This window comes from Streptomyces sp. NPDC038707, assembly GCF_040636485.1.
Lineage (GTDB): Bacteria > Actinomycetota > Actinomycetes > Streptomycetales > Streptomycetaceae > Streptomyces.
Genome location: NZ_JBEZUP010000016.1, coordinates 33,400 through 47,257 on the forward strand (window position 1 = coordinate 33,400; position 13,858 = coordinate 47,257).

The window sequence follows — 13,858 nt, forward strand, 5'->3', positions numbered from 1 at the left end:
CGCAGGATCACTCGCCGGATCGCCACCCGGCGGCTCGCGCCGCTCCGGGCGGGGCGTACGGGAGCGTGTGGCGCCCGTGTGCGGCTTCGGGGCCGGGTCTGAGACCCTGATCCTTGAGCAGTAACTTTTGGACACCGGAAGGACGGTCGTGCACATCGTCATCATGGGCTGCGGACGAGTGGGTTCCGCGCTTGCCCAGACCCTGGAGCAACAGGGCCACACGGTCGCCGTGATCGACCAGGACCCCACCGCCTTCCGCCGGCTGGGCCCGGGCTTCGGGGGCCGCCGGGTCACCGGCGTCGGCTTCGACCAGGACACCCTGCGCGAGGCGGGCATCGAGGAGGCCGGCGCCTTCGCCGCGGTCTCCAGCGGTGACAACTCCAACATCATCTCCGCCCGGGTGGCCCGCGAGATGTTCGGCGTGGAGAACGTGGCGGCCCGCATCTACGACCCCCGGCGCGCCGAGGTCTACCAGCGCCTGGGCATCCCCACCGTGGCCACGGTCCGCTGGACCGCCGACCAGATGCTGCGCCGGCTGCTGCCCTCGGGCGCCGAGCCGCTGTGGCGCGACCCCACCGGCGGGGTGCAGCTCGCCGAGGTGCACGCCTCCCCGAAGTGGGTCGGCCACAAGATCAGCAAGTTGCAGGAGGAGACGGGCGTCCGGGTGGCGTTCCTGACCCGGCTGGGCGAGGCGATCCTGCCCACCTCCCAGACGGTGCTGCAGGAGGGCGACCTCGTGCACGTGATGATGCGGACGGACGACGTGGACGAGGTCGAGGCGGCGTTCGCCGGTGGCCCGGAAGAGGAGGGCGGTCACTGATGAGGGTCGCCATTGCCGGGGCCGGCGCGGTCGGCCGCTCGATCGCGGGCGAGTTGCTGGAGAACGGCCACGAGGTCCTGCTGATCGACAAGGCGCCGACCGCCATCTCGGTCGAGCGCGTCCCGCAGGCGGAGTGGCTGCTCGCCGACGCCTGCGAGATCACCTCCCTGGACGAGGCGGCGCTCCAGCGCTGCAACGTCGTGATCGCCGCGACCGGCGACGACAAGGTGAACCTGGTCGTCTCGCTGCTCGCGAAGACGGAGTACGGCGTCCCGCGCGTCGTCGCCCGGGTGAACAACCCCAAGAACGAGTGGCTGTTCAACGAGGCCTGGGGCGTGGACGTGGCCGTCTCCACCCCGCGGCTGATGTCCGCGCTGGTCGAGGAGGCGGTGAGCGTCGGTGACCTGGTCCGGCTGCTGCGCTTCAGCCACGGCGACGCCAACCTGGTGGAGCTGACCCTGCCCGAGGAGTCGGCCCTGGCCGGCACCCAGGTGGGGGACGTGGAGTGGCCGCAGGACACCTCCCTGGTCACGATCATCCGCGGTACCCGGGTGCTGACCCCCTCCAAGGAGGACTCCCTGGAGCCGGGCGACGAGCTGCTGTTCGTGGCCGCCCAGGCCCGGGAGGAGCAGCTGGAGGAGCTGCTCTCGGTGCGGCGCGAGGACTGAGCCCGGACACGCGGAAGGGCGCCCTTGGTGACAAGGGCGCCCTTTCCCGTCGTACGACGGCCGCTCACGCCCCCCGGCGGTGCCGCCCCCCGTCGGGCTCACCGGTCTCGGCGACCAGGGCGGCCTTGCGCTCCTTCTCGGCCTTCTCTGCCTTCTCTTGCGCCTCCATCTCCGCGAAGACGTCGATGGGTGCGGGGGCCTTCGCCAGGAAGACCCAGGTCAGCCAGACCGCGAGCAGGAACGGCGGGATCTTCAGGGCGACCAGGACCCAGCCGAGCTGGGTGGTGTCGGCCCACCAGTACAGCGGGAAGAGGATCGCGCACTTGGCGAGCAGGATCAGGCCCCAGGCCCAGCTGGCCTTGGTGTACGCCTTCTTGCGGCCCGGGTTGCGGGTGCGCCAGGAGAGGTTCTCCTTGAAGACCGGACCCAGGATGAGGCCGATCAGGGGCACTCCGGCGAGGGTGGTGACGATGTACGCCACCGCCAGGCCCAGCGTGTACAGCATGCCGGGAAGGTAGAAGTCCTTGGCGTCGCCGGTGAATTTCGCGAAGGCGACGCCGAAGGCCACGCCGAAGACCCCGCTGAAGGCGTGCTTGACGGTGTCCCGCATGACCAGCCGGACCACGACCAGCACCACGGACACCGCCAGGGCGGCGATCGCGGACAGGTTCAGGTTCTTGTTGATCGTGAAGACCGTGACGAAGAGCAGGCCCGGCACGACCGTCTCGACCATGCCGCGGACCCCGCCGAAGGCCTCGAAGAGCGCCGCCTCGGTCACCGCGCGGGCGTCTTGGGGCTGAGTCTGGTCGGTGTCTTCGGTCGGCTTGTCGAGGGACGTCACCGGCTACTCCCGTCCGAGGGGTCGCAGTTCGTATTTCGGGTTGAACAGCACGCGGCGGCCCCGGCTCATCGAGATCCGGCCCGATGCGATCAGCTTGCGCCCCGGTTCGATCCCGACGATGGAGCGCCTGCCGAGCCACACGACGTCCAGCGCGGCGGAGCCGTCGAAGAGTTCGGCCTCCAGGGCCGGCACTCCGGCACGCGGGCGCAGGGTGACCGTGCGCAAGGTACCAGTTACGGTGACGATCTGCCGGTCGTGGCAGTCGCCTATCTTGATGCAGCCCGCCGTCTCGGCGTCCTCGCGCAGTTCCTCGGACTCCAGGTCCTCCTGCGACGAGGAGAGCCGGTCGAGCATGCGCCGGAACCGGCCGGCCGGCTTTTCGGAACGAGGAACAGCAGTCATATGTGAAGCGTACCGGGGTGGCCGGCAGGGCTGACAGGGCGCTGGGAGCGCCCGCCGGCTCACTTCTCGAACCGGTACCCCATGCCCGGCTCGGTGATGAAGTGCCTCGGGTGCGAGGGATCGGCCTCCAGCTTGCGCCGCAGCTGGGCCATGTACACCCGCAGGTAGTTGGTCTCGGTGCCGTACGACGGCCCCCACACCTCCTGGAGCAGCTGCTTCTGGCCGACGAGGCGCCCGGTGTTGCGCACCAGCACCTCCAGCAGGTGCCACTCGGTCGGGGTGAGCCGGACGTCCTTGCCGTCGCGGTGGACCTTCTTCGCGGCGAGGTCGACGGTGAAGCCCTCGGTCTCCACGGTCGTCAGGTCGTCGTCGCCGGGCCCGGCCGGCTCGGCCCGGCGCACCGCGGCCCGCAGCCGGGCCAGCAGTTCGTCCATGCCGAACGGCTTGGTCACGTAGTCGTCGGCGCCCGCGTCCAGGGCCTCCACCTTCTCGTCGGAGGAGTGCCGGGCGGACAGCACCAGGATCGGCACCCGGGTCCAGCCGCGCAGGCCCCTGATGACCTCCACGCCGTCCATGTCGGGCAGGCCCAGGTCGAGGACGACCACGTCGGGGCGGCGGGAGGCGGCGAGGTCGAGCGCGGTCCTGCCGTCGGGGGCCGCGTCCACCTCGTACGCGCGTGCCTTGAGGTTGATCACGAGGGCGCGCACGATCTGCGGCTCGTCGTCGACCACGAGCACCCGGGTCATATGGTGTGCCTTTCCGGTTCGGTACGGGACTCCCCGGCGGGGAGCGGCTCGGGGCGCGGTCCGGCCGCGCGCAGGCTCAGCACCATGGTGAGCCCGCCGCCCGGCGTGTCCTCCGCGGTGAGGGTGCCGCCCATGGCCTCGGCGAAGCCCCGGGCGACCGCGAGGCCGAGCCCGACGCCGACCCCGCGCGGAGCGTCGCCGTAGCGCTGGAAGGGCTCGAAGATGCGCTCCTTGGCGTCGTCCGGCACGCCGGGCCCGCGGTCCACCACGCGCACCTCGACCCGGTCGGCGATGGCGCTGGCGGTCACCAGGACGCGCCGCCCGGGGGGACTGTACTTGACGGCGTTCTCGACCAGGTTGGCCACCGACCGCTCCAGCAGCCCGGGGTCCACCGCGACCATCGGCAGCGTCTCGGGCACGTCGAGGCCGACGCTGTCCTCGGGCACGCCGCCCAGGGCCATCGGCACGACCTCGTCGACGTCGATCTCGCGGATCAGCGGCGTCACCGTGCCGGTCTGGAGGCGGGACATGTCGAGGAGGTTGCCCACGAGGTGGTCGAGCCGGTCGGCGCCCTCCTCGATGCCCTCCAGCAGCTCCGCCCGGTCCTCCTCGGACCAGGCCACGTCGTCGGAGCGCAGGGAGGACACGGCGGCCTTGATGCCGGCCAGCGGGGTGCGCAGATCGTGGCTGACGGCGGCCAGCAGGGCGGTGCGGATGCGGTTCCCCTCGGCGAGCGCGCGGGCCCGGTCGGCCTCCTCCTGGAGGCGCCGGCGCTCGAGGACCACGGCCGCCTGGGCGGCGAAGGCGGCCAGCACCCGGCGGTCCGCGGCGGGCAGCACCCGGCCGGTGAGCGCGAGCGCCATGTGGTCGCCCACGGGCATGTCCACGTCGGCGTCCTCGGGGCGCTCCAGCGGCGGTCCGAAGCCGGCCCGGCCGGCGCAGGTCCAGGGTGCCACGTCGCTCTCCCGCTCCAGCAGGGCGGCCGACTCCATGGCGAAGGTCTCGCGGACCCGCTCCAGCAGCTCCTCCAGGCTGGTCTCGCCGCGCAGCACGCTGCCGGCGAGGAAGGAGAGGATCTCCGACTCGGCGCGCAGCCGGGCCGCCTGGTCGGTGCGCCGGGCGGCGAGGTCGACCACCGAGGAGACCGCCATGCCGACCCCGAAGAAGATCGCGATGGCGACGATGTTCTTGGGGTCGGCGACGGTCAGCCGGTGCAGCGGCGGGGTGTAGAAGTAGTTCAGCAGCAGCGAGCCGAAGGCCGCCGAGGCCAGCGCGGGCAGCAGGCCGCCGAGCAGGGCCGCGGCGACGGTGACGGCCAGGAACAGCAGCATGTCGTTGGCGAGGCCGAGGCCGGCGGTGTTCAGGCCGAGCGCGAGCACGACCGGGCCGGCCAGCCCGACCGCCCAGCCCCACAGGATCCGGGCCCGCCCGAGCCGGCCGCCGCGGGCCACGGGCAGTCCCCGGCCCTTGGCGGCCTCCTCGTGGGTCACGATGTGCACGTCCAGGTCGGGCCCGGAGTCCCGGGCGACCGTGGCGCCGACGCCGGGCCCGAAGACGTACTGCCAGGTCTTGCGGCGGGAGGAGCCCAGCACGATCTGGGTGGCGTTCACCCCGCGCGCGAAGTCGAGAAGGGCGGCCGGTATGTCGTCGCCGACCACATGGTGGAACGTTCCGCCAAGGTCCTCCACCAGGGTGCGCTGGACGGCCAGCTCCTTCGGGGAGGCCGAGGTCAGCCCGTCGCTGCGGGCGATGTAGACGGCCATGACCTCCCCGCCGGCGCCCTTCTCGGCGAGCCGGGCGGCCCGGCGGATGAGCGTACGTCCCTCGGGGCCGCCGGTCAGGCCCACCACGATCCGCTCCCGGGAGCCCCATATCGCCGAGACCCGGTGGGCGCTGCGGTACTGGGTCAGGTACTCGTCGGCCCGGTCGGCCACCCACAGCAGCGCCAGCTCGCGCAGGGCGGTCAGGTTGCCGGGCCGGAAGTAGTTGGACAGGGCGGCGTCGACCTTGTCCGGCGCGTAGATGTTGCCGTGCGCCATGCGGCGGCGCAGCGCCTGCGGGGACATGTCGACCAGCTCGATCTGGCCGGCCCGGCGCACGACCTCGTCGGGGACGGTCTCGCGCTGGCGCACCCCGGTGATCGACTCCACGACGTCGCCGAGTGATTCCAGGTGCTGGATGTTGACGGTGGAGACGACGTCGATGCCGGCGGCCAGCAACTCTTCCACGTCCTGCCAGCGCTTGGCGTTGCGGGAGCCGGGGACGTTGGTGTGGGCCAGCTCGTCCACGAGGGCGACGGCGGGGGCCCGCCGCAGCACGGCGTCCACGTCCATCTCCTCGAAGACGGCACCCCGGTACTCCAGCCGGCCGCGCGCCACCTGCTCCAGCCCGTGCAGCAGCACCTCGGTGCGCGGCCGGCCGTGGTGCTCGACGAACGCGACCACGCAGTCCGTTCCCCGCTCGGTACGGCGGTGCGCCTCGGCGAGCATGGCGTAGGTCTTGCCCACGCCCGGTGCCGCACCGAGGTAGATCCGAAGCGTGCCGCGTCCCATGCCCACATTGTCTTTCCGTGCCCGAAACCTGCGCAGCGTCGACCTTACGGCCGCCCGGCGGGCCGATCAGGCCCGGAGGGACGAGCGGGGGGCAACTTTGACGCAACCCTGACGACAGCGCACCCGAAGGGGCGCGGGGAACTGCGCGAGCGACCACAACGGCGCCGCACCCGGCAACGGACAGGCATCCCGGACGGCGCGCCCCCGCAAAAAACGGGCCGCGCCCTTCGAAGGCACGGCCCGTACAAACCTGCTGAACCCAGCGGAGCGTCTAGCGGACTTCCGTGATCTCCGGGCCCCGCTGCAGCTGCCCCATCCCGCCGGAGAAGCGCGAGCCCTCCTCCTGCTGGACGCCCTCGGGCACCATCTGCGCGTCGTTCGGCAGCTTGAGGACGATCGGGTCGCGCGGGGCCATCGGGCCCTCGCCGCGGACCACGACCGTGTCGCGGAAGATCTGCTCCAGCAGCCCGGCGGCCTCGGGCTGGACCGCGCCCTGCCCGGAGATCACACCGCGCAGGAACCAGCGCGGGCCGTCCACGCCGACGAACCGGACGACCTGGAAACCGCCGGTGCCGTCGGGCAGCTGCACCGGCACCCGGGCGCGCAGCTCCCAGCCGAGCGGGCCCTCGACCTCGTCGACGATGCCACCCTGCTGGGTGATGCCGGACGCGATCTCCTCGCGTACCTCGCCCCAGATGCCCTCGCGCTTCGGCGCGGCGAAGGCCTGGAGCTGGATGGCGCTGTCGCGCAGCACGACGGTCGCGGCGACGATGGCGTCCCCGGCGACCTCGACCCGCAGCTCCATGCCGTCGACGCCCGGCACGAACAGCCCGCCGAGGTCGACGCGGCCCTCCGCCGGGTCGCGCACCTCGGTGCTGTCCCACGGCCCGTCGGGCCGGGGCCCGGGCTCCAGCCGGAGGCGCTCGCTTCCGGCCTCCTCCTCGTCCGCCTCGGTGTCGACGCTGTCGACGACCTGCTCGGCCTCGCCGGCCGCGTCCTCGGCGGCACCCTTCTTCTTGCGACGTCCGAACACGTCACTGTCCTTCCCGGTCGGATACGACCGAAGCGTATCGATTCCCACCCGTCGGACCGCCTACGGCGGCCTGACCGCTTGTGCCGCTGTCGCCGCCCACCGCGGCATGGCCGCCGGTGGACCCGAAGCCCCCCTCGGCCCGCGCCGAGCCGGGAAGTTCCGCGACCTCCTGGAAGCGGACCCTCTCGACCTGCTGGACGACCAGTTGGGCAATCCGGTCGAAGCGCTCGAACCGCACGCTCTCGCGCGGGTCGAGATTCACCACGATCACCTTGATCTCCCCACGGTACCCGGCATCAACCGTCCCCGGGGCATTCACGAGGGCGACACCGCAGCGGGCGGCGAGGCCGGACCGCGGGTGCACGAAGGCCGCGTACCCCTCCGGGAGCGCGATCGACACTCCGGTGGGCAGGACGGCACGCTCCCCGGGCGCCAGCTCGCGGGGTTCGGTGGTGCGCAGATCGGCTCCGGCGTCACCCGGGTGTTCGTACGCCGGGAGCGGGACGTCGGGGTCCACGCGGCGGATCAGCACGTCGAGGGGGCTGCGGCTCACGGGTTCACCTCGAAGGCGCGGGTGCGCCGGATCTGGTCCGGGTCGTTCATGGCGGCCTGGATCTCCTCCCGGCGGCCGTGGTCGATGAAGTGGTCCACCTTGACCTCGATGAAGAGGGCGTCGGCGCGGACGGCGACCGGTCCGTCCGGGCCGCCGATGCGTCCGGTGGCGGTGGAGTAGATCTTGCGTCCGGCGACGGCGGTGACCTCGGCCTCCAGGAACAGTGTGGCGCCCACCGGCACGGGCCGCAGGAAGTCCGTCTCCAGCCGTCCGGTCACGGCGATGGTGCGCAGCAGCCAGTTCAGCGAGCCGAGGGTCTCGTCCAGGGCGGTGGCGAGCACTCCGCCGTGCGCGAGTCCCGGGGCGCCCTGGTGGGCGGGCCGCACGGTGAACTCGGCGGTCAGCGAGACGCCCTCGCCGGCCCGCGCCTCCAGGTGCAGCCCGTGCGGCTGGCCGGGGCCGCAGCCGAAACAGTGTTCGTAGTGCGCGCCGAGGAGTTCCCCGGGCGCGGGCGCGTCGGGGTGACGTAGGGGCTTGCCCGCGTCGGCGGGGGGCTGAAGGGCTGCGGAACTACCACTCACAGCCGCAGACCTTACCCGCCCTCCCGTCACCCGCCACCGCCCTGATCGACGGCGCCTCGCGCCGGCTCCCCCGACACCGGCCGGCTGCGGATCCCATGCCAAGCTTGGTTTCATGCAGCTCTCCGCCACCCCCTACGAAGAACGTCTCACGGCTCCCCGCTCGTGGTGGGTGATCAGCCTCCTGGTGGGCGTCTCGTTCGCCCTGATCCTGCTGCCGTTCGGCACCCTGCCGCTGCTCGGCGGCCTGGTCGGCGGCACGGCCGCGGCGGCCGTGGTGGCGAGCGCCTACGGCTCCCCGCGCATCCGGGTCGTGGGGGACTCGCTGATCGCGGGCGAGGCGAAGCTCCCGGTGTCGGCGCTGGGCGCGGCGGAGATCCTGGACGCCGAGGAGGCCCGTGCCTGGCGGACGTACAAGGCGGACACCCGCGCCTTCCTGCTGCTGCGCGCCTACATCCCGACGGCGCTGCGCGTGGAGGTCACGGACCCCGAGGACCCGACGCCGTACCTGTACCTGTCGACGCGTGAGCCGGAGAAGCTGGCCGCGGCGATCGACGCGGCGCGCAAGGCCCACGCCTAGATCCGCAAGGCCCAGCCTGGCCCCCGGGCCGGGGGTTCACGCCCGATGCCCGGGTCAGGGCTCGTCGGGCGCCTCGGGCAACTCCAGCGGCTCGGCCGGCTTCTCCAGCGGGGGCAGCTCCGGCAGTTCGTCCCAGGGCACCTGGGTCTTGCGCAGGTCGGCCCGGATGCGGGCGGCGAGCTTTCTGGTCTCCCTGCGGTTCACGACCGCCCCGACCGCGGCCCCGACCAGGAACGGCATCAGGTTGGGCAGGTTACGGACCATCCGTTTCATGATCCGCTGGCGCAGTTGGCGCTTCATCCGGCCGCCGAGGGCCGTGTCGTACGACGACGGCTGCGTCACGTCGATCCCGCGCTCCCCCGACCAGGAGGACAGATACGCGGCGGTACGGGCCTTGAGGCCGCCGGGCGGGCGGGTGCCGTAGACCTCGTGCAGTTCGGCGATCAGTTTCAGTTCGATGGCGGCGACCCCGGTGACCTCCGCGGCCAGTTCGGTCGGCATGGCCGGGGGTACCGGCAGCATCGCCGCCGCCCCGACTCCGGCGCCGACCGTCGAGGTGCCGGCCGCCGCGCCCGCCACCAGCTTGTCGGCCAGTTCCTCGGGTCCCAGGCCGGGGAACTGGCGGCGCAGGGTCTCGAGGTCGCGTACGGGGATACGCGGGGCGATGTCGATGATGCGGTCCGCGAGGTACGCGAGGCCCGCCCGGGCCCGGCTGCCGCCCTTGTGGACGCCTTCCCGGGCCAGGTCCCGGGCCTTCTCGCGGATCACCATCGCCCGGCGCCGGGCGAGGGGTGCGGGGTGCTGGGGCGACGGGAGGCCGTCCCGGTCCGCCGCCGGTCCGAGCGAGGCTCCCGTTCCGGGCGAGCCCCGCTCGTCGTCACGCGCGCCGTGCGGGCCGCCGAGCGGCCCTTGGTCCGCTTTCCCCAGGGGGAAGCGGCGCTTCCGGGGAGGGGTCGAGCCAGACATGGCCGACCCGTCCTCAGTCGCAGTCGCGGCAGATCGGCTGACCGTTCTTCTCCCGGGCCAGCTGGCTGCGGTGGTGCACCAGGAAGCAGCTCATGCAGGTGAACTCGTCCTGCTGCTTGGGCAGGACCCGGACGGCCAGTTCCTCGTTCGAGAGGTCCGCACCGGGCAGTTCCAGGCCCTCTGCGGCCTCGAACTCGTCGACGTCCACCGCGGAGGTGGACTTGTCGTTCCTCCGGGCCTTCAGCTCTTCAAGGCTGTCCGAGTCGACGTCGTCGTCGGTCTTGCGTGGAGTGTCGTAATCGGTTGCCATAGTCGCTCTCCCCCTCTGGGTGTCTGCGGTGTCTCCAGCGCACGTAACGCGTGAGAGGCCGGACTTGTGCCCGACCTGAAGCGGAGATTTTGCCTCACATCAAGGTCTGTTACTCAATCGACACCCAATCCGACCCCTCAGGAGTGATCGGCTTGGATGGCGGTGAGGACCGTACACGGTCCAGATGTCGCACCTCAAAGGCGCCCCTCCGTGTACTTCCCGTGATCAAAGCCCTTGAAAACCAGGACATTCCCGGCTTTCCCCTCATCCTCATGATCACTCTGGGTACATGGCCGGAAATCCGTCCATGTGACTGATCACACAAAAAGACGTCTGTTCGGCGGCCGGAAAATTCCGCGTAGAGCGAACACGGCCCGCGTGTGTCCGCCCTTCTCACATGGGCAGAGTGACACGCATCTCCAGGCCACCGCCCTCCCGGGGACGGGCGTGGATGTGGCCGCCGTGGGCCCGGGCCACGGACCGGACGATGGACAGGCCGAGGCCCACGCCCTTGTCGCTGCCCGTGCGCTCGGTGCGCAGCCGTCGGAAGGGCTCGAAGAGGTTGTCGATCTCGTACGCCGGCACCACCGGCCCGGTGTTGGTGACCGTCAGCACCGCCTGCCCGTGCTCGGCCTCGGTCCTCACCTCGACCCAGCCCTGCTCGGCCACGTTGTAGCGCACCGCGTTCTGCACCAGGTTCAGCGCGATCCGCTCCAGCAGTACGCCGTTGCCCTGGACCACGGCCGGTTTGCGCTCGCCCCGGACGGTCACGCCCTTGCCCTCCGCCTCCGCGTGCACCTGGTCGATGGCCTGCGTGGCGACCTCGGCCAGGTCGACCGGTTTGCGCTCGACGATCTGGTTGTCGCTGCGGGCCAGCAGCAGCAGGCCCTCGACCAGCTGTTCGCTGCGCTCGTTGGTGGCCAGCAGCGTCTTGCCGAGCTGCTGGAGCTCCACCGGCGCGTTCGGGTCCGACAGGTGCACCTCGAGGAGCGTGCGGTTGATCGCGAGCGGGGTGCGCAGTTCGTGCGAGGCGTTGCCGACGAAGCGCTGCTGGGCGGTGAAGGCCCGCTGGAGCCGCTCCAGCATGTCGTCGAAGGTGTCCGCCAGCTCCTTCAGCTCGTCGTCCGGCCCGTCCAGCTCGATCCGGCGGGACAGGTCCGAGCCGGCCACCTGGCGGGCGGTGCGGGTGATCCGGCCGAGCGGGGACAGCACCCGGCCGGCCATCGCGTACCCGAATGCGAAGGCGATCACGGCCAGGCCCAGCAGCGCCAGCAGGGAGCGGCTGAGCAGGTTGTCCAGGGCCGCCTGGCGCTGCTGGTCCACGCAGTGGGCGATGGCCTCGTTGAAGTCCGACAGCGGCACCGGGCCGGAGTTGATCGCGGTGACCGCGGGGCAGTTGTCGCTGGTCACCTTGATCGCCGAACCGCTGACGATCTTGAACAGCGGCTGGTTGCCGGTGCTGATCGCCTGCGCGGCCAGCAGGTAGATGATCGACAGCAGCAGGATGCCGGCGATCAGGAACATGCCGCCGTACAGCAGCGTCAGCCGTATGCGGATGGTCGGACGCAGCCACGGGAAGGGGGGCTGCGGCCTCCTGGGGTCCCAGGTGGGCTTCGGCGGCGCCTGGGGCGGCGCGGGTGTCGCGGCCACGGGCGATCAGATCCGGTAGCCGGAGCCGGGCACGGTGACGATGACCGGCGGCTCGCCCAGCTTGCGGCGCAGGGTCATCACCGTCACCCGCACCACGTTGGTGAACGGGTCGGTGTTCTCGTCCCAGGCCTTCTCCAGCAGCTGCTCCGCCGAGACGACGGCGCCCTCGCTGCGCATCAGCACCTCCAGCACCGCGAACTCCTTGGGCGCGAGCTGGACCTCCTTGCCGTCGCGGAAGACCTCGCGGCGGTTCGGGTCGAGCTTGATGCCGGCGCGCTCCAGGACCGGCGGCAGGGGCACGCTGGTGCGGCGGCCGAGGGCCCGCACGCGCGCGATCAGCTCACTGAACGCGAACGGCTTGGGCAGATAGTCGTCGGCGCCGATCTCCAGCCCCTCGACCCGGTCGCTGACGTCGCCGGAGGCGGTGAGCATCAGCACCCGCGTGGGCATGCCCAGCTCCACGATCCTGCGGCAGACGTCGTCGCCGTGCACGAGCGGGAGGTCGCGGTCGAGGACGACCACGTCGTAGTCGTTGACGCCGATGCGCTCCAGGGCGGCCGCACCGTCGTACACGACGTCGACGGCCATGGCCTCCCGGCGCAGTCCGGTGGCCACCGCATCGGCGAGCAGTTGCTCGTCCTCGACGACGAGTACGCGCACGTCGCTTGTCCTTCCTGTGTCCACCCGCGTAGCGCGCCGCGGGCGCGTGCGGGCAGGGGCCTGCGTTGGGGTGTGGCCCCCATCCTGCCCTTTTCGGCCATAAGTCGGCTGTAAGGCGGCCTCCGGGACCGCAGGGACAGGGGATGCGGGGCGGGAATACAAGAATTTCTCCGCCGGTTAGGTTTCCCCGGAGGGGAGCGGGGGGAGGACGGGTTTACACCCCGCGATCACGCTCTGCATGTGCCGCAGCACCATGCGGCACTCCGCCTTCCGCTTCGCAGAGCGGGCGTGGGTGTCCGGCACCGTCGCCGCCCGGCCGGGCAGCGCTGGGCACCCGCGAGAGACGTGATCGCCCCTTCCATACGGCACACCCCCGTGCCACCGACCCACGACCCAGGACGAGGGGGCGCAGCATGGACGCTTTCACCTCAGGACTTCTGCAGCGCATAAGGGCGACCGAGTCCGACCTTTCGCGGGCCCGTGACGAGGGCGACGACTTCCTTGCCGAAGTGGAGCAGGCCGAACTCGACGACCTGCGACGCCTCGCCGCCGAACACGGTGTGGAGGTCGGCGCGTCACACGTCTGACCGCCCCGAGAGCACGCGAAGGGACCCCGGCGAATCCAGCGCCGGGGTCCCTTCGCGTGCGGGCGCCGGACGGGCCGGCCCCGGACCCGGTCCGGTCAGTCGTGCCACGCCCCGAAGTCCTCCAGCAGCCGCTGGAGGGGCTCGAAGACCCCCGGTGTGCCCGCGACCGTCAGCTCCCGCGAGGGCCGCTCTCCCGGCCGTCCGCCGGTCAGCGCGCCGGCCTCACGGGCGATGAGGTCCCCGGCCGCGAAGTCCCACGGGTGCAGACCCCGTTCGTAGTACCCGTCGAGCCGGCCGCAGGCCACGTCGCACAGGTCGATCGCCGCCGAGCCGCCGCGCCGGATGTCCCGCACCAGCGGGATCAGCCGGGCGGCCAGCTCCGCCTGGTGGGCGCGCACCTCGGCGACGTAGTTGAAGCCGGTGGAGACCAGCGCCTGGTCCAGCGGGGGCGCGGGCCGGCAGGCGAGCGCCCGCTCGCCCTCCCACGCGCCGGTGGCCCACGCGCCGCCGCCCCGGACCGCGTGGTACGTCTCGCCGCGCATCGGCGCCGCGACGACCCCGACGACGGTCTCGCCGTTGTGCTCGGCGGCGATGGAGACCGCCCAGGTCGGCAGCCCGTACAGGTAGTTGACGGTGCCGTCCAGCGGGTCGATGACCCAGCGGACGCCGCTCGTGCCCTCGGCCGAGGCACCCTCCTCGCCGAGGAAGCCGTCGTCGGGGCGGCGGCCGGAGATCAGGTCGGTGATCACCTTCTCGGCCGCGATGTCCATCTCGGTGACGACGTCGACGGGGCTGGACTTCGTCCTGGCCACCGCCAGGTCGCTGGGGCGGCCGTCGCGCAGCAATTCGCCGGCCCGGTGGGCGGCCTCGCGGGCGAGGGCGAGCAGGTCCCGGTGCAGGGGGTCGGTCACG

16 protein-coding genes are annotated in these 13,858 nt (G+C 72.1%); 4 read left to right on the forward strand and 12 right to left on the reverse strand.

The annotated features are described in order from the left end of the window. Window positions 1-148 precede the first annotated feature (148 nt). A complete protein-coding gene (locus tag AB0E62_RS22325; protein ID WP_362196364.1) occupies window positions 149-820 on the forward strand; it encodes a TrkA family potassium uptake protein in 672 nt (223 codons plus the stop codon). Next, window positions 820-1,488 carry a TrkA family potassium uptake protein gene (locus AB0E62_RS22330; RefSeq protein ID WP_362196367.1) on the forward strand — a complete coding sequence of 223 codons (669 nt, stop codon included), beginning with the start codon at window positions 820-822 and terminating at the stop codon, window positions 1,486-1,488. Before AB0E62_RS22325 ends, AB0E62_RS22330 begins: the two co-directional genes overlap by 1 nt. 64 nt (window positions 1,489-1,552) lie before the next feature. Here AB0E62_RS22330 and AB0E62_RS22335 read toward each other — a convergent pair whose 3' ends face one another. The 7 genes from AB0E62_RS22335 to AB0E62_RS22365 all read right to left on the reverse strand — a co-directional run bounded on the left by AB0E62_RS22335 (window position 1,553) and on the right by AB0E62_RS22365 (window position 8,196). Further along, window positions 1,553-2,329: a DUF3159 domain-containing protein gene (locus AB0E62_RS22335; protein WP_362196370.1), complete on the reverse strand. Its 777-nt coding sequence runs from the start codon at window positions 2,327-2,329 to the stop codon at window positions 1,553-1,555. Window positions 2,330-2,332: 3 nt separating this feature from the next. After that, window positions 2,333-2,731 carry an OB-fold nucleic acid binding domain-containing protein gene (locus tag AB0E62_RS22340; RefSeq protein ID WP_078844252.1) on the reverse strand — a complete coding sequence of 133 codons (399 nt, stop codon included), beginning with the start codon at window positions 2,729-2,731 and terminating at the stop codon, window positions 2,333-2,335. Between the two features lie 59 nt (window positions 2,732-2,790). Further along, window positions 2,791-3,477 carry a response regulator gene (locus tag AB0E62_RS22345; RefSeq protein WP_362196373.1) on the reverse strand — a complete coding sequence of 229 codons (687 nt, stop codon included), beginning with the start codon at window positions 3,475-3,477 and terminating at the stop codon, window positions 2,791-2,793. Then, entirely contained in the window at window positions 3,474-6,029 is a 2,556-nt protein-coding gene (locus AB0E62_RS22350; protein ID WP_362196376.1) for a sensor histidine kinase KdpD, read from the reverse strand. The genes AB0E62_RS22345 and AB0E62_RS22350 overlap by 4 nt, the downstream gene beginning before the upstream one ends. Before the next feature lie 271 nt (window positions 6,030-6,300). Then, window positions 6,301-7,062: a DUF3710 domain-containing protein gene (locus AB0E62_RS22355; RefSeq protein WP_362196379.1), complete on the reverse strand. Its 762-nt coding sequence runs from the start codon at window positions 7,060-7,062 to the stop codon at window positions 6,301-6,303. Between the two features lies 1 nt (window position 7,063). Continuing rightward, window positions 7,064-7,615, reverse strand: coding sequence for a dUTP diphosphatase (gene dut, locus AB0E62_RS22360; RefSeq protein WP_318200854.1), 552 nt, complete (start codon window positions 7,613-7,615; stop codon window positions 7,064-7,066). Next, on the reverse strand, window positions 7,612-8,196 hold the full coding sequence (locus tag AB0E62_RS22365) for a PaaI family thioesterase (protein ID WP_362196382.1): 585 nt from the start codon (window positions 8,194-8,196) through the stop codon (window positions 7,612-7,614). Before AB0E62_RS22365 ends, dut begins: the two co-directional genes overlap by 4 nt. Window positions 8,197-8,308: 112 nt before the next feature. On the opposite strand from AB0E62_RS22365, the gene AB0E62_RS22370 reads away from it, so the two are divergent. Further along, window positions 8,309-8,773 (forward strand): DUF3093 domain-containing protein, encoded by a 465-nt coding sequence (locus tag AB0E62_RS22370; protein WP_362196385.1) that lies wholly within the window; start codon window positions 8,309-8,311, stop codon window positions 8,771-8,773. Window positions 8,774-8,827: 54 nt separating this feature from the next. Here the strand turns inward: AB0E62_RS22370 and AB0E62_RS22375 are convergent, their stop codons facing one another. The 4 genes from AB0E62_RS22375 to AB0E62_RS22390 form a co-directional block, all read right to left on the reverse strand. Next, window positions 8,828-9,739: a hypothetical protein gene (locus tag AB0E62_RS22375; RefSeq protein WP_362196388.1), complete on the reverse strand. Its 912-nt coding sequence runs from the start codon at window positions 9,737-9,739 to the stop codon at window positions 8,828-8,830. A 13-nt stretch (window positions 9,740-9,752) separates the two neighbouring features. Further along, a complete protein-coding gene (locus AB0E62_RS22380; RefSeq protein ID WP_005481602.1) occupies window positions 9,753-10,049 on the reverse strand; it encodes a DUF4193 domain-containing protein in 297 nt (98 codons plus the stop codon). Between the two features lie 393 nt (window positions 10,050-10,442). Beyond that, window positions 10,443-11,699 (reverse strand): HAMP domain-containing sensor histidine kinase, encoded by a 1,257-nt coding sequence (locus tag AB0E62_RS22385; RefSeq protein ID WP_362196391.1) that lies wholly within the window; start codon window positions 11,697-11,699, stop codon window positions 10,443-10,445. Between the two features lie 6 nt (window positions 11,700-11,705). Next, complete coding sequence (locus tag AB0E62_RS22390) at window positions 11,706-12,359, reverse strand: response regulator transcription factor (RefSeq protein WP_007387794.1); 654 nt, start codon at window positions 12,357-12,359, stop codon at window positions 11,706-11,708. A 413-nt stretch (window positions 12,360-12,772) separates the two neighbouring features. On the opposite strand from AB0E62_RS22390, the gene AB0E62_RS22395 reads away from it, so the two are divergent. Beyond that, entirely contained in the window at window positions 12,773-12,946 is a 174-nt protein-coding gene (locus AB0E62_RS22395) for a hypothetical protein (protein ID WP_362196394.1), read from the forward strand. A 95-nt stretch (window positions 12,947-13,041) separates the two neighbouring features. Here AB0E62_RS22395 and AB0E62_RS22400 read toward each other — a convergent pair whose 3' ends face one another. Continuing rightward, the gene (locus AB0E62_RS22400) at window positions 13,042-13,857 is read right to left on the reverse strand and encodes an inositol monophosphatase family protein (RefSeq protein WP_362196397.1); all 816 of its coding nucleotides are present in this window, start codon (window positions 13,855-13,857) and stop codon (window positions 13,042-13,044) included. Between the last annotated feature and the right edge of the window lies 1 nt (window position 13,858).